The following is a 20,773-nucleotide window of genomic DNA, read 5'->3' as shown; positions in this document are numbered from 1 at the left end:
ATACACATGAGCACTGAACAACCGGCGACGCGGCCGGCCAATCCGCGTTTTTCCTCGGGCCCCTGCGCCAAACCCCCAACATTTGATCTGACCAAATTGGCCGATGCTGCGCTGGGCCGGTCGCACCGTGCCGCCGTCGGCAAGGACAAGCTGAAGGCGGCCATCGAAGGCACGCGCGAAGTGCTGGGCATTCCGGCAGACTACAAGATCGGTATCGTTCCCGCTTCGGACACTGGTGCGGTTGAGATGGCTCTGTGGTCGTTGCTGGGCGAACGCAAGGTTGAGATGCTGGCCTGGGAAAGTTTTGGCTCTGGCTGGGTGACCGACGTGGTCAAGCAGCTGAAGATCGACGCCGAGGTGAAGACCGCGAATTACGGTCAGCTCGTTGACTTGGCTTCGGTTGATTTTGCCAATGACGTTGTCTTTACATGGAACGGCACCACCTCGGGCGTCCGGGTTCCAAATGGCGACTGGATCGCGGATGATCGTCAGGGTCTGACGATCTGCGACGCGACCTCGGCAGCATTTGCGATGGACCTGCCCTGGGACAAACTGGATGTGACCACGTTTAGCTGGCAAAAAGTGCTGGGTGGTGAAGCGGCCCATGGGATGCTGATCCTGAGCCCCCGCGCTGTGGCGCGGCTGGAAAGCTATACCCCCTCATGGCCGCTGCCCAAGATTTTCCGCCTGACCAAGGGCGGCAAGCTGATCGACGGTATCTTTACCGGTGCAACGATCAACACGCCCTCGATGCTAGCGGTCGAAGATTACTTGTTCGCACTGGACTGGGCGCGTTCGGTTGGTGGTTTGCAGGGCCTGATTGCCCGTGCGAATGCCAATGCCGGTGCGGTTCACGCGTTCTGCGACCAAAACGACTGGATCGCCAATCTGGCAGAGGATGCGGCGACACAGTCGAACACTTCGGTCTGCCTGAAGTTCACCGACACACGCATTCAGGACGGTACGACATTCGCCAAAGCTGTGGCCAAGCGGCTTGAGGCTGAGATTATCGCATTGGATATCGGCGCTTACCGCGACGCGCCTGCGGGCCTGCGTATCTGGTGCGGTGGTACGGTTGAAACCTCGGATATCGAGGCGATGTTGCCCTGGCTGGCATGGGCCTTTGAGGCCGAGATCGCGGCGCAGACAGAAGCCGCCTGACCCTCTTTACCGGGCCGTCTCAGGCCCGGATTTTTCATGACATTCAAGGACCACAAACATGGCCCCCAAAGTACTCGTATCCGACAAACTCAGCGAAACCGCCGTGCAGATCTTCCGCGACCGCGGCATCGACGTGGATTTCATGCCCGACCTGGGCAAGGACAAGGACAAGCTGGCCGAGCTGATTGGCCAATATGACGGTCTGGCTATCCGCTCGGCCACAAAGGTCACGCCGACGCTGTTGGAAAAAGCCGACAATCTGAAGGTCATCGGCCGCGCCGGTATCGGCACCGACAATGTCGATAAGGATGCCGCGTCGAAAAAGGGTGTGATCGTCATGAACACGCCGTTTGGCAACATGATCACCACCGCCGAACACGCAATTGCGATGATGTTCGCCGTTGCGCGCCAGATCCCCGAGGCCAGCACGTCGACCCATGCAGGCAAATGGGAAAAGTCCAAATTCATGGGCATCGAGCTGACCAATAAAACTCTCGGCGTCATTGGCGCGGGCAACATTGGCGGCATCGTCTGTGAACGCGCGCTGGGCCTGAAGATGAAAGTCGTCGCCTACGATCCCTATCTGGGCGAAGAGAAAGCCGCCAAGATGGGCGTCGAAAAGGTCGAGCTGGACGAATTGCTGGCCCGCGCCGATTTCATCACCCTGCACGTACCGCTGACAGACCAGACCCGTAATATCCTGAGCCGCGAAAACCTGGCCAAGACCAAGCCTGGCGTGCGCATCGTCAACTGCGCCCGTGGTGGTCTGGTCGACGAAGAGGCACTGGCCGAGATGTTGCAATCCGGGCATGTCGCAGGGGCCGCGTTTGATGTGTTCAAAGAAGAACCGGCAAAGGACAACCCGCTGTTCAACTTGCCGAACGTCGTTTGCACGCCACACCTTGGCGCAGCAACGACCGAGGCACAGGAAAATGTTGCCCTGCAGGTGGCCGAACAGATCTCGAACTATCTGCTGACTGGCGCGGTGGAAAACGCGCTGAACATGCCCAGCGTCACTGCAGAAGAAGCCAAGATCATGGGTCCATGGATCAAGCTGGCCGGTCATCTTGGCAGCTTCATTGGTCAGATGACCGATGAACCGGTTAAGGCAATCAACATCCTGTATGACGGTGTCGCGGCTGAGATGAACCTGGCTGCCCTGAACTGCGCCGTGGTTGCCGGGATCATGAAAAAGTTCAACCCGGAAGTGAACATGGTGTCGGCCCCGGTTGTAGCGAAAGAGCGCGGGATTCAGCTGTCGACCACCAATCAGGACAAGACCGGTGTCTTTGACGGCTACATCAAGGTGACTGTGGTAACCGACAAGCGCGAACGGTCGATCGGGGGTACGGTTTTCAGCGATGGCAAACCGCGCTTTATCCAGATCAAAGGCATCAATATCGATGCCGAGGTCGGTGCCCATATGCTCTATACCACCAACGAAGACGTTCCGGGTATCATCGGCGCGCTGGGTCAGACCATGGGCGAGAACAACGTAAACATCGCTAACTTTACGCTGGGCCGAGCCGAGGCTGGTGGCGAGGCGATTGCGCTCCTTTATGTGGATGAACCGGTTCCCGCCGAAGCGCGCGCGAAACTGGCGGAAACTGGGTTGTTCACTCAGATCAAGCCGCTGGAATTTGACGTGGCCTGAGTTTTGGCCCGAAGATTGTGACCATAGCGATGCCCGTGCAAAATTTGTGCGGGCATTGTCTTTTTTCTGCAACCGAGTTGTTGCACAAAGTGTCTGACATATTCCAAGAGGCAACGTTTTGAGCATCCCAATTTACGCGGTCGGCGATATCCATGGGCAACTGGGCATGCTGCAAAACGCGCTATCCCTTATCGAGGCGGATGGCGGGCCGGGTGCGCGGGTTGTCTTTCTGGGGGACTACGTGGATCGTGGCCCGAACAGCCGCGAGGTGCTGGATCTGCTGATCGAAGGCCAACGCGCCGGGCGAAACTGGGTTATGGTCAAAGGCAACCACGACCGAATGATGGTCCGTTTCGTGCAGGATTGCGAGATTGCAGACAAGCAGTTGCCGATTACTTTGAACTGGCTGAATCCCCGGCTTGGTGGTCAGGAGACGCTGGCATCTTACGGTGTCGAGGTCACGGACAATGACCGGATCTTTCAGGTTCACGAACGGGCCTGCGCCGCTGTGCCGCCGGCACATCTAGACTTTATCAATGCTCTGCCGACCTTTCATCAAGAGGGCGAGCTTTTGTTCGTTCACGCTGGCATCCGGCCTGGTGTCCCTTTGGCGCAGCAATCCGAGGATGATCTGGTTTGGATACGCCAGGAGTTCCTGCACGATGCACGTACGTACCCCTGGCTGATTGTGCATGGGCATACTCCGGTGGACCGGGCCGAGCATTGCGGAAATCGAGTCAATCTGGACGCAGGGGCCGGTTATTGTCGACCACTGGCCACAGCTGTGTTCGAAGGGCGTCAGTGCTGGTTGCTGACGGACGCCGGTCGGGTCCTGTTAGAGCCTAATCCGCAGTAAACATATCTTTGTAAAGCTCGCGCAAGGCGTTCTTTTGCACTTTCCCCATGGTGTTTCGGGGCAGTTCATTCAGCACAATCAGTTTGCTGGGATGTTTGAACCGCGCCAGTTGGTTCTGAACGCTGGCCATGATGGCATCAAGGTCAAGCGCTCGGCCCGGTTCTGCAACCAGAATACCCAGAACGGTTTCGCCGAAGTCAGCGTGTGGTACGCCAATCACGGCGCTTTCAAGCACGCCGGGCTGGCCATCCAGAACCAGCTCGACCTCTTTGGGGTAGATGTTGAACCCACCCGAAATGATCAGGTCTTTGCCGCGACCCACGATGTGTACGTAACCATCCGCATCCACGCGCCCGAGATCACCGGTGATAAAGTACCCGTCTTCGCGCAATTCCGCGGCGGTTTTTTCGGGCATTTGCCAATAGCCTTCGAAGACGTTTGGTCCGCGCACTTCGATCATGCCAATTTCACCCAGTGGCAACGCCTCGCCGGATTCAGGGTCGGTTACCTTTAGCTCGACACCCGGCAACGGGAACCCGACAGTTCCTGCGCGACGTTCACCGTCATACGGGTTCGAGGTGTTCATATTGGTTTCTGTCATCCCATAGCGTTCCAGGATGCGGTGTCCGGTCCGGTCTTCGAAACGTTCATGCGTTTCGGCCAGCAGCGGGGCTGAACCCGAGATGAACAGCCTCATGTGCTGCGCCAGATCACCGGTGAACCGATCATCCGCCAGCAATCGGGTATAAAAGGTCGGCACGCCCATCATCGAGGTCGCATTGGGCATCAGGCGCAGAATGTCATCCGGATCAAACTTCGGCAAAAAGATCATCGATCCGCCCGAGGCCAGAATAACGTTCGTCGCTACAAACAGCCCGTGGGTATGAAAGATCGGCAAGGCGTGCAGCAGCACATCATCCTGCGTAAACCGCCATTCGTCCACCAGGGTCTCGGCGTTGGACAGCAGGTTGGCTTGCGTCAGCATCGCACCTTTGGAGCGCCCGGTCGTGCCAGACGTATATAGGAACGCGGCAAGATCATTCTCTGCCCGCTTGACCGGTCCGAACGCAGGAAGCATGCCCAAAGCCCGCCGCATCAGACTGCCCGAGCCGTCAGCGTTGAGCGTCTCTAACCTGGCGTTTTGCGCCTCGGCGATGGGCGTCAGTTCCGCTTGTTTGGCGGCATCGCAAACCACCAGCGCAGCCCCACTGTTTTCGATGAAATAGCTAAGCTCGGCGGATGTGTAGGCCGTGTTCAACGGCAAAAAGATCAATCCGGTTTGCGCGCAAGCCGCGTAGAGAGCCAGCGCTTCTGGTGACTTTTCCACCTGAACAGCAACTCGGTCTCCGGGCTCAAGCTCGTACCCGTTCAACGCGTTTGCTATGCGCGACGCCATGTCCAGAAAGGCTGCATGGGTAATGGTTTGGCCGTCAGGCAGGTGAAGAAACGGCGTATCCTTGCCCGCATGGATACCAAACAACCGATCATAGAGCGGGTTACCCATCCCATACTTCCTTCTCGCAGGACCAGATTGCCCCGAATCTGGCGTGGATTAGAGGCACGGTAAAGCGGAAATCGTGGTCAACTCAGAACTGAGTGGTCATTCGGTACCCCGCGGCGAAGTACATCTTTGCAAAGGTGACAGGCTGGCCCTCAAGCCATGTGATCCGCTCGCCCGTAAACACCGGCTCACCTATGGGCAGGTCCAGGAACGCGGCCACCGATTCATCGGCGCGACTGGCCAGGAAGCTCAGCTCGACATTGGTGAAGGGAACGGTCTGTATAAGCCATTCATTCGGGCCTATTGAGGCGAAGTCCGCATTCACCACCTGCGGAACCGAGTCTATGACGATCCATCTGTCTTCGTACTGAAAAGGTGTGTTGCCGTTAAAGTGCATGCAGCGCACGTGCATCACGTGTTGGTCCGGTTTTAGCGCCAGTCTTGCGGACAGCCAATCGGGCGCTTGCCCGGCAACTGACGAGACCAGCGCGTAACGATAGACTCCGCCCAACGCCTCAACCTCGTCCCGCACTTTGGGGATCGTGAATCGGGCCTGCCTTTGCGGCGCGCTTAGAACCCGTGTACCGGCTTTGCGGCGACGCTCCAGAAATCCTTCGTCCGCCAGCTCTCGCATTGCGCGGTTCACGGTCGTTCTGGTGCACGAGAATTCGACGGCAAGATCCTGTTCGTTGGGCAGCAGCGTATCCGGCTGCCACTCACCAGACCGAATGCGCGCCAGTACGGTTTCCTTGATGTCCCTGTAGCTGGTGGTTTCGTTCGGTTGGGTCATGGTGCCTCTGGTTACCTGAATAGGTTCGTTTAGACGTCGGCCAATAGATCAGCAATCGCCGACCGGTACGCGGGAACGATCCGGTCCCGATCGATGTGGAGGCCTTGTTGCACCATGTGACGCCCCGCTGACCAAAGATCCGTCACCAACCCGTCCGGGGCTGCAAAGCACAGCCCGTCAAGCACCTGTTCGTCAGTCAGTGCGCAGATCGTGGGGTGAGATCGGTCGATCGCAACAAGGTCGGCCAGCTTGCCGACTGCGATTTCCCCGGCATTTCGTCCCAATGCCTGCGCGCCCCCTTGTGCGGCCCCTGTATACAACGCCTGACCGACTGAGCCTTCATTTTTGACCAAAACCGTCCGCGCATGGTCCCGCAGGCGTTGGGAATATTCCAAAGTCCGCAGTTCCTCAGGCAGAGAAATCCTCACGTTAGAGTCTGATCCCACGCCAAAGCGACCACCTTCTTCGACATAAACTGCACCGTTGAAAATACCGTCGCCTAAATTCGCCTCGGTAATCGGGCACAACCCGGCTACGGCGCCCGAGCGCGCAACGGCGCGCGTTTCGGCATCGGTCATATGAGTTGCGTGGATAAGGCACCACCGGTCATCGACGTCGACATGGTCCAGCAGCCACTCGACCGGCCGCTGTCCCAGCGCGGCCTCTACATCGGCCACTTCCTTTAGCTGTTCGGCGATGTGGATGTGGACGGGACCATCAGAAGTGGCATTCAGAAGCTCGCGCAAATCGTCAGGCGATGTTGCCCGCAGAGAATGCGGGGCGATACCGATCACAGAATCCGCATGCGGTAGGGCCAAACGGCATTCCTCGACCAGGTTCAGAAACTGATCCACAGAATTGCCAAAGCGCAGCTGACCGCCAGCCAAGGGTTGTTGTTCGACACCGCCGTAGGTGTAGAGAACCGGAAGGTGCGTCAGCCCGATTCCAGTTTGGGTGGCTGCGGCAAATATGCGCTGGCTCAGTTCCGACACGTGGTCGTAGCGCCCGCCGCCCGGCTGATGATGGACATAGTGAAACTCACCGACCGAGGAATATCCGGCCTCTTGCATCTCCAAATAGACCAAAGCGGCAATGGCCTCTACGTGATCCGGCGTCAATCTGTCCAGGAACCGGTACATCAAGGTGCGCCAGGTCCAAAAGCTCTCGCGCCCGGCGGCGCGCACTTCTGTCATACCGGCCATCGCGCGCTGAAAGGCGTGGCTGTGCAGGTTTCCCAAGGCTGGCAGCAAGACATCAACCTGTGTGTCTCCGGATCGCGCGGTCGCTTGTGTTTCCAGGCTTTGGATCTGACCGCGCGCGATTTCTACCCGCAAGTTACTGACCCAATGAGAGCCTAATAATGCCGTTTTTGCGTGGATGGTCATCGCATTTCCATTTTGTGTAGACTTTAAACTTTTATACGTATACGAAAAATCTAACGACAAAGGGAGCCCAAAAGAATCGATATGGCCAAAAAATCTGTCCTTTTGGGCACGCGGGTGGCGACCATGGACGATGGTGCCGAGCGCTATGGAATGGTTCAGGACGCGGCCCTTGCCGTTGAAGGTGAGAAAATTACCTGGATTGGACCACGGAATGCGCTGCCTGCCGACTATTCTGACTGGCCGACCGTGGACTATGGCGACCGGCTGATAACGCCGGCGCCAATCGACGCCCACACCCATGTCGTCTTTGGTGGCAACAGGGCGGTCGAGTTCGAAATGCGCCTGAATGGTGCCTCATATGAAGAGATCGCGCGCGCAGGTGGTGGAATTCTGTCGACGGTCACAGCGACCCGTTCGGCCAGCGAAGAGGCCCTGTTAGAGGATGCCCTGACCCGAGTGGACGCCCTGTTGGCCGAGGGCGTGTCGTGCATCGAGGTCAAGTCGGGCTATGGTCTGGACACCGACACAGAACTCAAGATGCTGCGCGCCGCGCGCCGGATCGGCGAAGTGCGCCCGGTGCGAGTGAAAACAAGTTTTCTAGGAGCACATGCGGTACCGCCTGAGTTTCAGGGTCGCGCCGATGCCTACCTTCGCGATGTGTGCATTCCGACTCTGCGTTTGGCGCATGACGAGGGCCTGGTGGATGCCGTTGATGGCTTTTGCGAGGGGATCGCCTTTGATCCGTCTCAGATCGCTAAGGTCTTTGATGTGGCGAAAGAATTGAACCTTCCTGTCAAGTTGCATGCAGAGCAGCTTTCGAACCTCGGAGGGGCAGCCCTGGCGGCTTCGTACGGGGCGTTGTCGGCAGATCATATCGAATATCTGGACGAGGCTGGCGTGGCCGCCATGGCACAAGCCGGAACCGTGGGCGTGCTGCTGCCGGGGGCGTTCTATACGCTGCACGAAACGCAGGCGCCGCCGGTTGAACTGCTGCGCCAGTATGGGGTGCCGATTGCGCTGGCGACGGATTGCAACCCCGGCTCGTCCCCTCTGACGTCGCTTCTGCTGACCATGAATATGGCGTGCACCTTGTTCCGCCTGACGCCGGAAGAGGCATTGGCTGGCGTGACCCGCAATGCGGCGCAAGCCTTGGGCCTGACCGACACTGGCACAATAACTGAAGGCAAACGCGCGGACCTGACGGTATGGGACATCACGCACCCAGCCGAGCTGTCCTATCGGATCGGCTTCAACCCCCTGCACACTCGTATTTTCGGAGGTTTGTGATGAAGACCCTGTCGCTTGTGCCCGGTCAGGTTACGCTGTCGGATCTGTCCGAAGTGTATTGGTCGCAGCCCGCAGTATCGCTGGATGACGGGTGCAAACCCAAGGTGGAGGCTGCAGCCAATCGCATTCTCGAAGCTGCGGCCGGGGAAGACCCGGTTTATGGTGTTAACACCGGGTTCGGAAAGCTGGCCAGCCACAAGATCGCGGCCAAGGATACTTCGACCCTTCAGCGCAACCTGATCCTTAGCCATTGCTGCGGCGTTGGTTCGGCCGTGCCACGCCGTGTAACCCGGCTGATGATGACGCTAAAGCTGTTGTCTTTCGGACGCGGAGCATCGGGCGTGCGTTGGGAGCTGATCGACCTGTTGCAGCAGATGCTGGCCAAGGGCGTGACCCCGGTTATTCCCGCGCAGGGGTCGGTCGGGGCCTCGGGCGATCTTGCGCCCCTGGCACATATGACAGCCGTAGTCATCGGCGAAGGTGAAGCCGAGGTTGACGGAACCATCCTGCCGGGAGGGAAAGCGCTAAAATCAGTTGGATTAGAGCCTGTTCAACTCGGTCCAAAGGAAGGGCTTGCCTTCATCAACGGCACGCAATTCTCGACTGCTTTTGCGCTGGCCGGTTTGTTCGAAGCCTGGCGTGCAGCGCAAAGCGCGCTGGTCATCTCGGCCCTGTCGACGGATGCGATCATGGGGTCGACCGCGCCCTTGCAGCCCGAAATCCATACCCTGCGTGGGCACCGCGGCCAGACCGAAGCCGCCAGCGCCATGCGTGCCACACTGGCCGGGTCCGAGATCCGCGAAAGCCACCGGGATGGCGACACGCGCGTTCAGGACCCTTATTGCATCCGCTGTCAGCCGCAGGTCACCGGCGCGGCCATGGACGTCATGCGCCAAGCGGCCACCACGCTTGAGATCGAGGCGAACGCGGCCACCGACAACCCGCTGGTTCTGACTGAGGCGGGTGCCATCGTTTCAGGTGGAAACTTTCATGCCGAACCGGTTGGCTTTGCCGCAGACATGATCGCGCTGGCTGTGTCCGAAGTTGGCGCGATTGCGCAGCGGCGCATTGCCTTGATGGTCGACCCGACGCTCAGCTTTGATCTGCCGCCGTTCCTGACACCTGATCCCGGGTTGAACTCGGGCCTGATGATTGCCGAAGTCACGACCGCCGCCTTGATGAGCGAGAACAAACACCTTGCCAATCCTTGCGTGACCGACAGCACACCGACCTCGGCCAACCAGGAGGATCACGTGTCGATGGCTGCACATGGCGCGCGGCGTCTGACACGGATGGTCGAGAACCTGAATTACATTCTGGGTGTTGAGTTGCTTTGTGCTGCTCAGGGCGTGGAGTTCCGCGCACCGCTGGCAACCAGCGAACCGTTGCAACGGGTAATGGATAGGGTACGGGCAGAGATCCCAACACTGAACGAAGACCGCTATTTGGCACCCGATCTGGAAACATCCAAGTGCTTGGTGGCTGAGGGTGACATCCTTGGGGCAGTGGGTGCCCAGATGCCGGGGCTGTTCTGATGCAGGTCTTCAGCGTGCAGCGCGGGGACGGTCCCATTGTGCTGGGGCAGCCTCATGGCGGAACTTATGTGCCAGACGAAATAGCGGCCCGTCTGAACGACACCGGGCGCGGTTTGGCCGATACCGACTGGCACATAAACAGGCTCTATGAAGGAATATTGGACGATATCACGGTCGTGCAGTCGCATGTTCATCGCTATGTCATCGACGCCAATCGTGATCCATTCGGAGCCTCGCTATATCCCGGCCAGAATACCACCACCCTTGTGCCTCTGACCGATTTCGATGGGCAGCAGATCTGGAATGACGGGCAATCTCCGTCCGAGGATGAAGTCGAAGATCGACGGCGCAAATATCACGCACCTTATCACGCTGCCCTTCTGGATGAACTGAACCGCGTGCGGGACCGGCACGGAGTGGCGATCTTGTTTGACTGCCACTCGATCCGATCGCTGATCCCGTTTCTGTTCGAAGGCGAATTGCCGGTGTTCAACACTGGAACCAATGATGGGCTGACGTGTGACACGGCCATTGAGCAAGCCGTGCACGACGTGGCGAGCAAGGCCCAAGGGTTCACTTCGGTCCTGAATGGCCGGTTTCGCGGGGGATGGACCACCCGCCACTATGGTCGCCCTTCTGATGGCATACACGCCATCCAGATGGAGATCGCGCAGCGGGCTTACATGGACGAGACACCCCCGTGGACATGGCGCGAGGACCGCGCTGCGAAACTGCGCCCCCATTTGAAAACCATGCTGACACGCCTCAACGATCTTGCCCTCTCGGGCGCATTGACCAGACAAGGAGCCCAGAAATGAGCGATCCGCGCAAAAACACCCGCGACATCTATCCACCGACCGGCCCCGAGTTGAACACCAAAAGCTGGATGACCGAAGCGCCGCTGCGGATGCTGATGAACAACCTGCACCCGGATGTGGCCGAAAACCCGCATGAGCTGGTGGTCTATGGCGGTATCGGTCGTGCCGCGCGCACGTGGAAGGATTTCGACACTATCGTTGCTGGTTTGAAGGATTTGGAAGAGGATGAGACTCTGATCGTCCAATCCGGCAAGCCCGTGGCGATCGTCCGCACGCATAAGGATGCGCCGCGGGTGCTGATTGCTAATTCCAACCTCGTGCCCCATTGGGCGACTTGGGATCACTTCAACGAGCTCGATAAGAAGGGCCTGATGATGTACGGCCAGATGACCGCTGGCTCGTGGATTTACATCGGTACGCAGGGTATCGTTCAGGGCACCTATGAGACCTTTGCCGAGGCAGGGCGTCAGCACTACGACGGTGACCTGACAGGCAAGTGGATTCTGACCGGAGGTCTGGGTGGAATGGGCGGCGCGCAACCGCTGGCGGCCGTGTTCGCAGGCGCCTCATGTCTGGCTGTTGAGTGTAACCCGGATAGCATCGATTTCCGCCTACGGACCAAATACCTCGACGAAAAGGCCGAAACGCTGGACGAAGCGCTGGAGATGATTGACCGCTGGACCAAGGCGGGCGAAGCGAAGTCGGTTGGTCTGCTGGGCAACGCTGCTGAGGTATTCCCCGAGATCTACGCCCGGATGCAGGTGGGCGGGATGCGTCCCGATATCGTCACCGACCAAACCAGCGCGCATGATCCGATCAACGGCTATCTGCCATTGGGCTGGACCATGGGCGAATGGCGTGAGAAGCGTGAAACAGACCCTAAAGCGGTGGAAAAAGCCGCTCGCGCTTCGATGAAGCAGCATGTTGCGGCGATGGTGGATTTCTGGAACGCGGACGTTCCGACGCTGGATTACGGCAATAACATCCGGCAGGTCGCTCAGGATGAGGGGCTTGAGAACGCCTTTGCCTTCCCTGGCTTTGTACCCGCTTATATCCGCCCGCTGTTCTGCAAAGGCATCGGCCCGTTCCGCTGGTGTGCTCTGTCGGGCGACCCCGAGGACATCTACAAAACCGATGCCAAGATGAAGGAACTGTTCCCCGAGAATGAGCACCTGCATCGCTGGATCGACATGGCGCAAGAACGGATCGCGTTTCAGGGTCTGCCTGCGCGTATTTGCTGGATCGGGCTTGGCGACCGGCACCGCGCTGGGCTGGCGTTCAATGAGATGGTTGCCAATGGCGAGCTGAAAGCGCCGGTGGTGATTGGACGTGACCATCTGGACTCGGGGTCTGTGGCCAGCCCCAACCGTGAGACTGAAGCGATGCTGGATGGCTCGGATGCGGTCAGCGACTGGCCGTTGCTGAATGCGCTGATCAACACAGCCAGCGGGGCAACATGGGTGTCTCTGCATCACGGTGGTGGCGTCGGAATGGGCTTCAGCCAACATGCGGGCGTGGTGATCTGCGCCGATGGCACCGAGGATGCCGCGCGTCGGTTGGAGAGGGTTCTCTGGAACGACCCGGCCTCGGGCGTCTGGCGCCATGCGGATGCAGGATACGACATTGCCAAGGATTGCGCGCGGGCCCATGGGCTGCGCCTGCCGGGTATTTTGGGCTAGTTCGAAACAGACTCTGGCGAAAATGCTGCACCTGCGATATTCGCAGGTGAGCTTGCCGGAGATCAAACATGTACGTTGCCACCCTGTTGACCAACCCCGATGTGTCTAATCTGGATTTGTCGCTGGTCGAGTCATTGCGGAATGCATGGGGCGGCGGTGAGATCGTGTGGCTCAGTCCGGATGAAGCTACAGAGTTCCATCTAAGCGAAATGCCGGGCAACCGGTGGGATGTCTGGGCGGACCTGCAGCAAATGGGCGTGGATCTGGTTGTCCAACAGTCTGAGGGCCGCCGTAAGAAGATGCTGTTGGCCGATATGGACAGCACCATGATCCAACAGGAATGCATCGACGAACTGGCGGATGAGGCCGGCGTCGGCGACCGCGTTAAGGATATCACCGCACGCGCCATGAATGGCGAGTTGGATTTCGAAGGCGCGCTGACCGAACGGGTTGGTCTGTTGAAAGGTCTGGATGAAGCGGTGATCGGTAAAGTACTGGATGAACGCATCACTCTGATGCCGGGCGGCAAGGAAATGGTCGCGACGATGCGCCAGAACGGAAGCTATGCCGCCTTGGTCTCGGGCGGTTTCACGGCGTTTACCGCAAAAGTGGCCGAGGTGCTGGGCTTTCATGAGAACCGTGCCAACACCCTGCTGGCCCAAGACGGAAAACTGACCGGGGATGTGGCGCGACCCATTCTGGGGCGACAAGCCAAGGTGGATGCCTTGGAACAGATCACCGCGCGATTGGGCTTGCGTGAAGAAGACGTTGTTGCCGTAGGCGACGGGGCCAACGATCTGGGGATGCTGCACCGGGCAGGAACAGGGGTGGCCCTGCATGCAAAGCCCACGGTTGCCGAGCAATGCGAGGTTCGGGTCAACCATGGCGATCTGACAGCATTGCTGTACGTTCAGGGCTATAGCCGCTCGGAATTCGTGTCCGGTTAAAGGTCTTCCCTTTATTTAACGCACGTGTTAAATAAAGGCTATGAACACTCTGATAAACGCTTTTTCTGCTTTGTCCGATTCCACTCGGTTCTCGATTGTCGAGCAACTGATGCAGGACGGAGAGCTGCCTGCCGGTGACCTGATCCAAGGGCGCGGCATGTCGGGCGCAGCGATTTCGCGCCACCTGAAAGTGCTGCGTGAAGCCGGATTGGTGCAACAGCGCGTCCACGGCACCCAGCGGATGTATTCTGTCCAGCCTGACGGGCTGCGGGCGATTGCTGAATGGACGATTTCGAAACGTCAGTTCTGGGAAAACAGCCTCGATCGTCTGGGCGACCTCATTGAAAGGGAAAACTCATGGCCGACCTGAAACTGGAACGTGAGTTCCCGACCACCCCCGAAAACCTGTTTGCCTGGATCAGTGATGGGGCGAAGCTGTTGCAGTGGTGGGGGCCTGAAGGGGTGCATGTGCCCGAGCATGACCTGAATTTCTCACGCACGGGGCCTTGGTATTCAATAATGAAGAATGCAGAAGGCCAGACATTCAAAGTGTCCGGTCATGTCACCCATGTTGATCCGCCCAATTCGGTTGGGTTCACCTGGGCCTGGCATGACGATCAGGATCAGCGCGGGGCGGAAAGCCACGTCACGTTTTCGGTTGTCGCAACGGATAATGGTGCACAGTTGGTCGTGGAACACCGCGAACTGGCTGATGCCGAGGCTGCGGCGAACCACAACATGGGCTGGACATCGTCGCTGAGCAAACTTGAGGCGCAGTTGGGATAAGTTTTCATCAGGGAGGAAATAAAATGCCACAATTTTTGTTTGTCTATCACGGCGGAAGCACACCAAGCGACCCCGCCGAAGTAGAAGCAACTATGGCCGCCTGGGGTGCATGGTTCCAAGGCATGGGCGAGGCGCTGGAAATTCCCGGTAACCCGGTTGGTCAGTCCTATACGGTCAGCAACGGCAGCGTCGTCGACAACGGCGGAGCAAACCCGGCGTCCGGCTTTACCGTCGTTAAGGCCGACAGTATTGATGCCGCGACCGAAATGGCCAAGGGCTGTCCCATGGTGGTCAACGGTTCAGGCTCGGTCGAGGTGGCCGAGGTGCATGAAATCGAGATGTGATCGTTAGCCGGGGAACCCCGGCGCAGGTCTGATCTCGCCGCATTCCAGCCCGCGACGGCTGAATTGCGTGGCATTCATGAATTTGCGGGTGGCCGGGTGATCGGCCTCCAGCACACCAAGGCTTACCAGAATCGCGGCGATTGCGCATTCGCTGGCGCGGGTCGTGCCATCAGTGATTTTCAGCGCAACCCCCATTCGTTTTTCCGGGATAATGGCGATAAACACCGCTTCGGCTCCGGTCTTGATCGCGGCGCGGCCATTCATGGCGCGCATCAGTTCGGTGCAGGCGCGGCTTTCACCGGCCACGAGTTCGGGGTGTTTGATCATGGCCGCAGTAAGCTGTTGCGCGGCGTCGCTGGCACGATCCGACCGGTCAGCGGCTGAGGCAAACCACGCCATCGAACGCGCCAGTCCCACCAGTGACGTCGCAAAGTTCGGGGCCGAACATCCGTCGATTCCATAGGCAGGGCTGGTTTCCCCAGTGGTTTCTTCCAGCGCGGACAGGCAGGCTTGCTGTACGGGGTGGTCGATCTCAAGGTATTCCGGTCCGGCACCCATATGCTGTGCGACCGTCAGGAACCCGCAATGTTTGCCCGAGCAGTTGTTGTGGATCTGGCAGGGTGTGTCATCGGCAAGGATCAGCCCGTCGCGCGCGGCCATGTCCTGCGGTTCTTGCGGGCCGCAGCGCAGATCGTGTTCGGTCAGGCCCAGGTGATCCAGCCAGGCAGTAACCCTGTCAGTATGGATATGTGCGCCGCTATGCGAGGCACAGGCGAGGGCCAGATGCTCGGAGTTCAGGCCATATTTGGCGGCTGCACCCGATGTGATCAGCGGCAGCCCCTGGATCATTTTCGCAGACGACCGAGGGTAAATCACCGCGTCCGGATCGCCCCAGCTGCGCACGATTTGGCCGCTGTCGTCGCAGATCACTGCGTGGCCCAGATGCAGGCTTTCCAACAAGGGGCCTCGCCATAGTTCTGTCATTGGTACCGGCTGCGTCATCTGGCCCCTCCATTATATGCGCAAAAATCTGCCAATCGCCCTTTCGCCTGTGGCGAAACCTGCGTTAGTGTGTGTATGTCGACAATCATCGGAATACGCAACTTACAGACGAACCGACAGAGTTCGTATGCGGTCTCGATGGGTATGAGGTATTAGGTCGAGCTAGGAGGCTGGACAGATGGGATTAAAACTCGTCCGCACAATTGCGGGTCTGTGCGTGGCAGGAATGGCCACAACCGCAATCGCTCAGCAGGCGACCAGCACCAATCGGGTTGCTGCGAAGACCGACTGGAGCGTTTTTGTGGAGAAAGATCCCACAGAGTGCTGGAGCGTATCCGCGCCCAAAGAGACTGTGAACACCAAAGGTGGGCGCGTGGTTTCGGTGCGCCGCAGCGACATCCTGTTGTTCGTGTTCTACCGCCCGAATGCCGAAGTCAAAGGTCAGGTGACCTTTACCGGCGGTTATCCTTTCGCGGCAGGATCGACGGTCACCCTTGAGATTGACGGCACCGAGTTCGCTTTGATCACCGAAGGTGAATGGGCCTGGCCGGCAACCGAAGGCGAAGACTTGAAGGTCGTCGCAGCGATGAAGCGCGGCACCGAGGCTGTTCTGACCGCCCGGTCCGAGCGCGGCACCCAGACCAAAGACACCTTCTCGCTGTTGGGTTTCAGTGCTGCGATCGAAGACGCCGAAAAGCGCTGCACCCAATAAGCCTGGACAACAGGTTCACGCAGCCCCGTCATTTGGCGGGGCTTTTTTGTGGCCGATCTTACGTGTCATCTGATCTTTACGCTACGTCCACCCCCCCCAATTGATCCGCATCAAGGCAAGCGACCCATTTTTCTGAACCAATCAGTTCAAATATATGGAAGGAGCTTATCCATGCTGAACAAACCTCTTGCTGCCGTGTTGGTTGTCGCCGCCTTACTTCTGAGTGCATGTGAAAAAAACAACGAAATATATCCGGTATCCGGCGAGCAATGCGGCCCGAAAGATCCCGTGCAAACTTTGGACGCGGGTGATTGCGACATCCTGCCTGCAGGGGTCTGACGCATGCACCTGATCTGATTCCTCGCAATCGTAGTGCAGATAGTTCGGCCGCATCGGTTTGGCCTTTGCGGCCGACTTGCAATTGGGACCACAGCGCAACGCGTGCTACGGTGGCCACATACAAGGGTTCATATGTGGAAACGGATAATGCGTTACGTCTTGATTGCAGTGCTTTTCTCCTCGACCGCGTGGGCAGATCCCAGCCTGGAATGTTTCGACGCAGGTTCGCAGGTCGAAATCGGAGCCTGCGTTGGGGAGATGGAGAAACGCGTGAATATGGCTGTTGAGGCAAGCTATGGCTTCGCCATGCAGTCCGCAGTTGAGTTGGACGAGGTCACAGACCGTGTGGTCGCACAACCGGCACTTGAGGCGGCACAAGAGGCTTGGGGCAGGTATCGCGACGCGCAATGTGAAGCAGTGGGTGCTTCATACGGCGGCGGCTCTGGCACCGGTATCGCCATTGCATCCTGCCGCGTCGATCTGGGCCGGGCGCGCGCGGATGAATTGCTGCGCATGGCAAATTAAATGATACGAATTCTTTTGATCTTTGCGCGCGATCCTATATAGAGGCGCATCCCAAGCCCGAATTCGTTGAGATAGCAACATGTCGCCCAAAGCGCCGATCACTCAAGATGTCATGACCATCCCCCGCAAATTGCCCGAGGGGAAGATCAACCTTGTCGGGTTGACCCGTGATCAGTTGCGTGACGCTCTGATCGAACATGGCACGCCGGAAAAGCAGGCCAAGATGCGGACCGGGCAGATCTGGCAGTGGATCTATCAATGGGGCGTGCGCGATTTTGCCGAGATGACCAACCTCGCCAAAGCGTATCGTGCGCAACTGGCTGAGAAATTCGTTGTGGAAATCCCCGAAGTCGTGACACGGCAGGTGTCCGAAGACGGCACGCGCAAGTACCTGTGCCGCATCGCGGGTGGCCATGAGGTCGAGGTTGTCTACATCCCCGAAGAGGATCGCGGGACGCTGTGTATCTCGTCTCAGGTTGGCTGCACGCTTACCTGTTCCTTCTGCCATACGGGCACGCAGAAACTGGTGCGCAACCTGACGGCGGCGGAAATCGTCGGTCAGGTGATGATGGCCCGCGACGATCTGGACGAATGGCCGACCCCTGGTGCGCCAAAGGACGAAACACGCCTGCTGTCGAACATCGTTCTGATGGGCATGGGTGAGCCGCTTTATAACTTCGAAAACGTGCGCGACGCGATGAAGATCGCCATGGACCCCGAAGGGATTTCCCTGTCGCGCCGTCGGATCACCCTGTCGACGTCCGGCGTGGTGCCGGAAATTGCGCGCACAGCTGACGAGATCGGCTGTTTGCTGGCGATCTCGTTCCACGCGACAACGGATGAAACCCGCGATTTTCTGGTGCCCATCAACAAGCGCTGGAACATCCAAGAACTGCTGCAGGCATTGGCAAATTATCCCAATGTGTCCAATTCCGAGCGGATCACCTTTGAATACGTGATGCTGGATGGCGTGAACGACAGTGACGAAGATGCTCATCGCCTGATCGACCACATCAAAAGTCACAACATTCCCGCCAAGATCAACCTGATCCCTTTCAACGAATGGCCCGGGGCGCCTTATAAGCGCAGCTCGAATAACCGCATTCGGGCGTTTGCGAACATTATTTATCAGGCAGGCTATGCCTCTCCCATTCGCAAAACACGTGGCGAGGACATCATGGCGGCATGTGGTCAGTTGAAATCGGCCACCGAGCGCGCGCGCAAGTCGCGGAAGCAGATCGAAGCCGAAGCGGGATTGCAAAGCTAACACACCCAGCTTTCGTGCAAACTACGCCAAGAAATTAATGTTCTGGCCGCTGTTATTTGTATGCAAAATTTGATATGTTTTGGGGGCTGAAACCGGCTGCCTAGGCTTCACACTTGCGCACAAAGCAGTGAGAGTCGCATTCCGGTCGTGGCGCGTTTGTTCATGGCCGCTATCATTTTAGACGAAACTTGCGGCGTTCAGGCGAACCTTTTGAACCAGGTGGGCCAAATAAATGTTTGTACGATTTTCAAGACTGTTTCCGACATCTCTTGCGGCTTTGTTTGTGGTGGGGCTTGCTGCGCATCAGGTTGGCGCTCAATCCAGTGGTGAGGATGCTCACCTTGCCATTGAAAATCCTGCCGAGCTGTCCAAAGAAGAAGCCTTGGGCATCTACAAGTCCCTGCAGCGCCGGATGGAGCGTGGCTATGCAGCCGCGCAGTTGGATTTGCTGATGAACTATCAGGCATGGCCGCTGTTCAACGACGCGCCTTACATCTCGGCAACCCATGGGCAGCGCTATGTGAACAGCTATGCCAACCGCATGGCGCACAACTATGGCACTTTGGCCGAGGGTGAAAAGCTGCCGATGGGGTCAGTGCTGGCCAAGGACAGTGTCACGGTCACCGACGAGGGCAACGTCCATCCCGGTGCCCTGTTCGTGATGGAAAAACTGGCACAAGGTACCAGCCCGGAAACAGCGGACTGGCGTTACATCATGGTGATGCCGGATGGGTCCCTGTTTGGTGACACGATGGGCGCGCGTTCGGACGCTGTCGTCTATTGCCATGATTGTCACGAAGCGGTGGCTGATCGGGATTATACGTTCTTTGTTCCCGAAGAGTATGTTGTCGGCAACTAAGCGCGGGTCACTTGCGACCGAACCGCGCCGAACCGATCACCTCGATCAATGTCTGACGCACCGGCTCCGGTTGCGTTTCTACCGCATTCAGAACCTCGCGTAACTCGGCCCGAAGGCCGTGCATCTGGTCGATCAGTGAGATCATCATCGACAGCGCATCAGGCTCCATCTCGTATTGGTCGTGCAGCTCGCACGCCAGCTCCAGCCGCGCAACGTCGAGGGTGTGATACACCAGTCCCTGCTCGGTTTGCTCGGGAATGACGATTTCGGCAGCCAGGTATTCGGTCAACCGGGTCGAGGTCAGGCGGGTGACGGTTGCGATCAGCTGCTCCTCGGTCAGGGTGCGGGTCATGACGGCATTCCTTTCCGCGGATCATAGCTGTGGGTTTCGCGCCATGTCTCCATGAATTGCTTCAGATCATCATCAATCTGGTCCGGCATGGACACGGTCAGTTCGATCAACTGATCCCCGCGATCAGACGAGCCGCGCTTCTTAACTCCCTTGCCACGCAAGCGCAGGGTTTTACCGCTGCTGGTGCCAGCCGGGACACTGACATTGACGCCACCGTCAATCGTGGGGGCAGGAACCTTGCCACCCAGAATGGCCTCATCAATCGTGATCGGTAGTGTGATATGAATATCGTCGCCCTTGCGATCAAAGACCGGATGCTTTGCCACTGACACAGTGACCAAAGCATCGCCGGGCGGGCCTTCGCCAAAACCCGGATCGCCTTTGCCGCGCAGGCGGATGGTTTGTCCATCGGTGATGCCCGCAGGAATCTTCACCTCGATCCGGTCACCATCTGGCAGCGTCAGCTTTTGGCTGGCGCCGAACACCGCGTCCAGAAAACTGATCTGCAGATTGTAAGCGCGATTGTGCCCCGGTGCGTGAAATTCGTGCGTGCGCTGCTGGTATCCTCCGCGGCCCCGCATAAATTCGGCAAAGATGTCTGACATGTCATCGGGGTCTGCTGCGCGCCCACGATAAGGATTCCCGGCGGCCTCGGCATATTCGCGATAATACTGCTGCTGGGGACGTTCCTGACCCGAGGCATCAATCTCACCACTATCGTACCGCGCGCGCGTGTCCGGGTCTTTCAATAGGTCATAGGCCGATGCCGCGCCTTTGAACTTGGCCTCTGCCTCGGCATCCCCGGGCTTGAGATCCGGGTGGCATTCTTTTGCAATGCGCCGATATGCCTTTTTGATCTCGGCGGCGCTGGCGTCTTTGGCGACGCCAAGGATGGTATAGGGATCGTCGCTCATCTCACCTCTCGCGGGTCGGTCTGAACAGGATGAATGTGTTTTATCATGCGATTTCAATGA

Annotated in this window: 22 protein-coding genes; 16 read left to right on the top strand and 6 right to left on the bottom strand. The window is 58.3% G+C overall.

What is annotated here, in order from left to right:
* Nucleotides 1-6: 6 nt before the first annotated feature.
* The 3 genes from AC2FI8_RS13290 to AC2FI8_RS13280 all read left to right on the top strand — a co-directional run bounded on the left by AC2FI8_RS13290 (nt 7) and on the right by AC2FI8_RS13280 (nt 3,671).
* A complete protein-coding gene (locus AC2FI8_RS13290) occupies nt 7-1,161 on the top strand; it encodes a phosphoserine transaminase (RefSeq protein ID WP_496779476.1) in 1,155 nt (384 codons plus the stop codon).
* Nucleotides 1,162-1,219: 58 nt separating this feature from the next.
* The gene (gene serA / locus AC2FI8_RS13285; RefSeq protein ID WP_496726497.1) at nt 1,220-2,815 is read left to right on the top strand and encodes a phosphoglycerate dehydrogenase; all 1,596 of its coding nucleotides are present in this window, start codon (nt 1,220-1,222) and stop codon (nt 2,813-2,815) included.
* A gap of 118 nt (nt 2,816-2,933) precedes the next feature.
* Entirely contained in the window at nt 2,934-3,671 is a 738-nt protein-coding gene (locus tag AC2FI8_RS13280) for a metallophosphoesterase family protein (protein WP_496768683.1), read from the top strand.
* On the opposite strand, the gene AC2FI8_RS13275 is transcribed toward AC2FI8_RS13280, so the two are convergent.
* The 3 genes from AC2FI8_RS13275 to AC2FI8_RS13265 form a co-directional block, all read right to left on the bottom strand.
* Nucleotides 3,658-5,175, bottom strand: a complete 1,518-nt coding sequence (locus tag AC2FI8_RS13275; protein ID WP_496779474.1) for a malonate--CoA ligase — start codon at nt 5,173-5,175, stop codon at nt 3,658-3,660. The two genes, AC2FI8_RS13280 and AC2FI8_RS13275, sit on opposite strands and share 14 nt — an antisense overlap.
* An 82-nt stretch (nt 5,176-5,257) precedes the next feature.
* Nucleotides 5,258-5,962 (bottom strand): histidine utilization transcriptional repressor HutC, encoded by a 705-nt coding sequence (gene hutC / locus AC2FI8_RS13270; protein ID WP_496768679.1) that lies wholly within the window; start codon nt 5,960-5,962, stop codon nt 5,258-5,260.
* Nucleotides 5,963-5,991: 29 nt separating this feature from the next.
* A complete protein-coding gene (locus AC2FI8_RS13265; RefSeq protein ID WP_496768677.1) occupies nt 5,992-7,347 on the bottom strand; it encodes a formimidoylglutamate deiminase in 1,356 nt (451 codons plus the stop codon).
* An 81-nt stretch (nt 7,348-7,428) separates the two neighbouring features.
* Here AC2FI8_RS13265 and hutI point away from each other — a divergent pair, with 81 nt between their 5' ends.
* The 8 genes from hutI to AC2FI8_RS13225 all read left to right on the top strand — a co-directional run bounded on the left by hutI (nt 7,429) and on the right by AC2FI8_RS13225 (nt 14,743).
* Nucleotides 7,429-8,634 (top strand): imidazolonepropionase, encoded by a 1,206-nt coding sequence (hutI, locus tag AC2FI8_RS13260; RefSeq protein ID WP_496768675.1) that lies wholly within the window; start codon nt 7,429-7,431, stop codon nt 8,632-8,634.
* The gene (gene hutH, locus AC2FI8_RS13255; protein ID WP_496779471.1) at nt 8,634-10,169 is read left to right on the top strand and encodes a histidine ammonia-lyase; all 1,536 of its coding nucleotides are present in this window, start codon (nt 8,634-8,636) and stop codon (nt 10,167-10,169) included. The genes hutI and hutH overlap by 1 nt, the downstream gene beginning before the upstream one ends.
* Complete coding sequence (gene hutG, locus AC2FI8_RS13250) at nt 10,169-10,987, top strand: N-formylglutamate deformylase (RefSeq protein WP_496779469.1); 819 nt, start codon at nt 10,169-10,171, stop codon at nt 10,985-10,987. The genes hutH and hutG overlap by 1 nt, the downstream gene beginning before the upstream one ends.
* Complete coding sequence (gene hutU / locus AC2FI8_RS13245; RefSeq protein WP_496779467.1) at nt 10,984-12,666, top strand: urocanate hydratase; 1,683 nt, start codon at nt 10,984-10,986, stop codon at nt 12,664-12,666. Before hutG ends, hutU begins: the two co-directional genes overlap by 4 nt.
* A gap of 68 nt (nt 12,667-12,734) precedes the next feature.
* Nucleotides 12,735-13,613 (top strand): phosphoserine phosphatase SerB, encoded by an 879-nt coding sequence (serB, locus tag AC2FI8_RS13240; protein ID WP_496779465.1) that lies wholly within the window; start codon nt 12,735-12,737, stop codon nt 13,611-13,613.
* Nucleotides 13,614-13,653: 40 nt separating this feature from the next.
* Nucleotides 13,654-13,983: an ArsR/SmtB family transcription factor gene (locus tag AC2FI8_RS13235; RefSeq protein ID WP_108861069.1), complete on the top strand. Its 330-nt coding sequence runs from the start codon at nt 13,654-13,656 to the stop codon at nt 13,981-13,983.
* A complete protein-coding gene (locus AC2FI8_RS13230; RefSeq protein ID WP_496779463.1) occupies nt 13,971-14,399 on the top strand; it encodes an SRPBCC family protein in 429 nt (142 codons plus the stop codon). The genes AC2FI8_RS13235 and AC2FI8_RS13230 overlap by 13 nt, the downstream gene beginning before the upstream one ends.
* A gap of 23 nt (nt 14,400-14,422) precedes the next feature.
* On the top strand, nt 14,423-14,743 hold the full coding sequence (locus AC2FI8_RS13225; RefSeq protein WP_496779461.1) for a YciI family protein: 321 nt from the start codon (nt 14,423-14,425) through the stop codon (nt 14,741-14,743).
* Nucleotides 14,744-14,746: 3 nt separating this feature from the next.
* Here AC2FI8_RS13225 and AC2FI8_RS13220 read toward each other — a convergent pair whose 3' ends face one another.
* Nucleotides 14,747-15,745 carry an asparaginase gene (locus AC2FI8_RS13220; RefSeq protein WP_496779459.1) on the bottom strand — a complete coding sequence of 333 codons (999 nt, stop codon included), beginning with the start codon at nt 15,743-15,745 and terminating at the stop codon, nt 14,747-14,749.
* 178 nt (nt 15,746-15,923) lie between these two features.
* Here AC2FI8_RS13220 and AC2FI8_RS13215 point away from each other — a divergent pair, with 178 nt between their 5' ends.
* The 5 genes from AC2FI8_RS13215 to AC2FI8_RS13195 all read left to right on the top strand — a co-directional run bounded on the left by AC2FI8_RS13215 (nt 15,924) and on the right by AC2FI8_RS13195 (nt 19,447).
* Entirely contained in the window at nt 15,924-16,457 is a 534-nt protein-coding gene (locus AC2FI8_RS13215; protein ID WP_058272619.1) for an invasion associated locus B family protein, read from the top strand.
* A 171-nt stretch (nt 16,458-16,628) separates the two neighbouring features.
* The gene (locus AC2FI8_RS13210; RefSeq protein ID WP_496779457.1) at nt 16,629-16,796 is read left to right on the top strand and encodes a hypothetical protein; all 168 of its coding nucleotides are present in this window, start codon (nt 16,629-16,631) and stop codon (nt 16,794-16,796) included.
* A 147-nt stretch (nt 16,797-16,943) separates the two neighbouring features.
* Entirely contained in the window at nt 16,944-17,321 is a 378-nt protein-coding gene (locus tag AC2FI8_RS13205) for a lysozyme inhibitor LprI family protein (RefSeq protein ID WP_496735532.1), read from the top strand.
* Between the two features lie 79 nt (nt 17,322-17,400).
* Nucleotides 17,401-18,588, top strand: coding sequence for a dual-specificity RNA methyltransferase RlmN (rlmN, locus tag AC2FI8_RS13200; RefSeq protein WP_496779455.1), 1,188 nt, complete (start codon nt 17,401-17,403; stop codon nt 18,586-18,588).
* A gap of 232 nt (nt 18,589-18,820) precedes the next feature.
* Nucleotides 18,821-19,447: a cytochrome P460 family protein gene (locus AC2FI8_RS13195; protein ID WP_496726513.1), complete on the top strand. Its 627-nt coding sequence runs from the start codon at nt 18,821-18,823 to the stop codon at nt 19,445-19,447.
* 7 nt (nt 19,448-19,454) lie between these two features.
* On the opposite strand, the gene AC2FI8_RS13190 is transcribed toward AC2FI8_RS13195, so the two are convergent.
* Nucleotides 19,455-19,799: a hypothetical protein gene (locus tag AC2FI8_RS13190; RefSeq protein ID WP_496726514.1), complete on the bottom strand. Its 345-nt coding sequence runs from the start codon at nt 19,797-19,799 to the stop codon at nt 19,455-19,457.
* Nucleotides 19,796-20,713, bottom strand: coding sequence for a DnaJ C-terminal domain-containing protein (locus AC2FI8_RS13185; protein WP_496779453.1), 918 nt, complete (start codon nt 20,711-20,713; stop codon nt 19,796-19,798). Before AC2FI8_RS13185 ends, AC2FI8_RS13190 begins: the two co-directional genes overlap by 4 nt.
* Nucleotides 20,714-20,773: the final 60 nt, after the last annotated feature.

The sequence above is a fragment of the Ruegeria sp. CDSB029 genome, assembly GCF_059611125.1.
Note: the sequence above shows the minus strand (reverse complement) of the source record. Positions and strands in the feature narration are given on the sequence as shown.

Bases quoted from the DNA above. Each gene is read 5' to 3' on its own strand.
- AC2FI8_RS13190 (WP_496726514.1), bottom strand. From the start codon at position 19,799: ATGACCCGCACCCTGACCGAGGAGCAGCTGATCGCAACCGTCACCCGC.
- AC2FI8_RS13275 (WP_496779474.1), bottom strand. From the start codon at position 5,175: ATGGGTAACCCGCTCTATGATCGGTTGTTTGGTATCCATGCGGGCAAG.
- AC2FI8_RS13235 (WP_108861069.1), top strand. From the start codon at position 13,654: ATGAACACTCTGATAAACGCTTTTTCTGCTTTGTCCGATTCCACTCGG.
- AC2FI8_RS13290 (WP_496779476.1), top strand. From the start codon at position 7: ATGAGCACTGAACAACCGGCGACGCGGCCGGCCAATCCGCGTTTTTCC.
- AC2FI8_RS13215 (WP_058272619.1), top strand. From the start codon at position 15,924: ATGGGATTAAAACTCGTCCGCACAATTGCGGGTCTGTGCGTGGCAGGA.
- hutG (WP_496779469.1), top strand. From the start codon at position 10,169: ATGCAGGTCTTCAGCGTGCAGCGCGGGGACGGTCCCATTGTGCTGGGG.
- hutI (WP_496768675.1), top strand. From the start codon at position 7,429: ATGGCCAAAAAATCTGTCCTTTTGGGCACGCGGGTGGCGACCATGGAC.
- rlmN (WP_496779455.1), top strand. From the start codon at position 17,401: ATGTCGCCCAAAGCGCCGATCACTCAAGATGTCATGACCATCCCCCGC.
- serA (WP_496726497.1), top strand. From the start codon at position 1,220: ATGGCCCCCAAAGTACTCGTATCCGACAAACTCAGCGAAACCGCCGTG.
- AC2FI8_RS13220 (WP_496779459.1), bottom strand. From the start codon at position 15,745: ATGACGCAGCCGGTACCAATGACAGAACTATGGCGAGGCCCCTTGTTG.
- AC2FI8_RS13185 (WP_496779453.1), bottom strand. From the start codon at position 20,713: ATGAGCGACGATCCCTATACCATCCTTGGCGTCGCCAAAGACGCCAGC.
- AC2FI8_RS13210 (WP_496779457.1), top strand. From the start codon at position 16,629: ATGCTGAACAAACCTCTTGCTGCCGTGTTGGTTGTCGCCGCCTTACTT.
- hutH (WP_496779471.1), top strand. From the start codon at position 8,634: ATGAAGACCCTGTCGCTTGTGCCCGGTCAGGTTACGCTGTCGGATCTG.
- AC2FI8_RS13230 (WP_496779463.1), top strand. From the start codon at position 13,971: ATGGCCGACCTGAAACTGGAACGTGAGTTCCCGACCACCCCCGAAAAC.
- hutU (WP_496779467.1), top strand. From the start codon at position 10,984: ATGAGCGATCCGCGCAAAAACACCCGCGACATCTATCCACCGACCGGC.
- hutC (WP_496768679.1), bottom strand. From the start codon at position 5,962: ATGACCCAACCGAACGAAACCACCAGCTACAGGGACATCAAGGAAACC.
- AC2FI8_RS13225 (WP_496779461.1), top strand. From the start codon at position 14,423: ATGCCACAATTTTTGTTTGTCTATCACGGCGGAAGCACACCAAGCGAC.
- AC2FI8_RS13265 (WP_496768677.1), bottom strand. From the start codon at position 7,347: ATGACCATCCACGCAAAAACGGCATTATTAGGCTCTCATTGGGTCAGT.
- serB (WP_496779465.1), top strand. From the start codon at position 12,735: ATGTACGTTGCCACCCTGTTGACCAACCCCGATGTGTCTAATCTGGAT.
- AC2FI8_RS13205 (WP_496735532.1), top strand. From the start codon at position 16,944: ATGCGTTACGTCTTGATTGCAGTGCTTTTCTCCTCGACCGCGTGGGCA.
- AC2FI8_RS13195 (WP_496726513.1), top strand. From the start codon at position 18,821: ATGTTTGTACGATTTTCAAGACTGTTTCCGACATCTCTTGCGGCTTTG.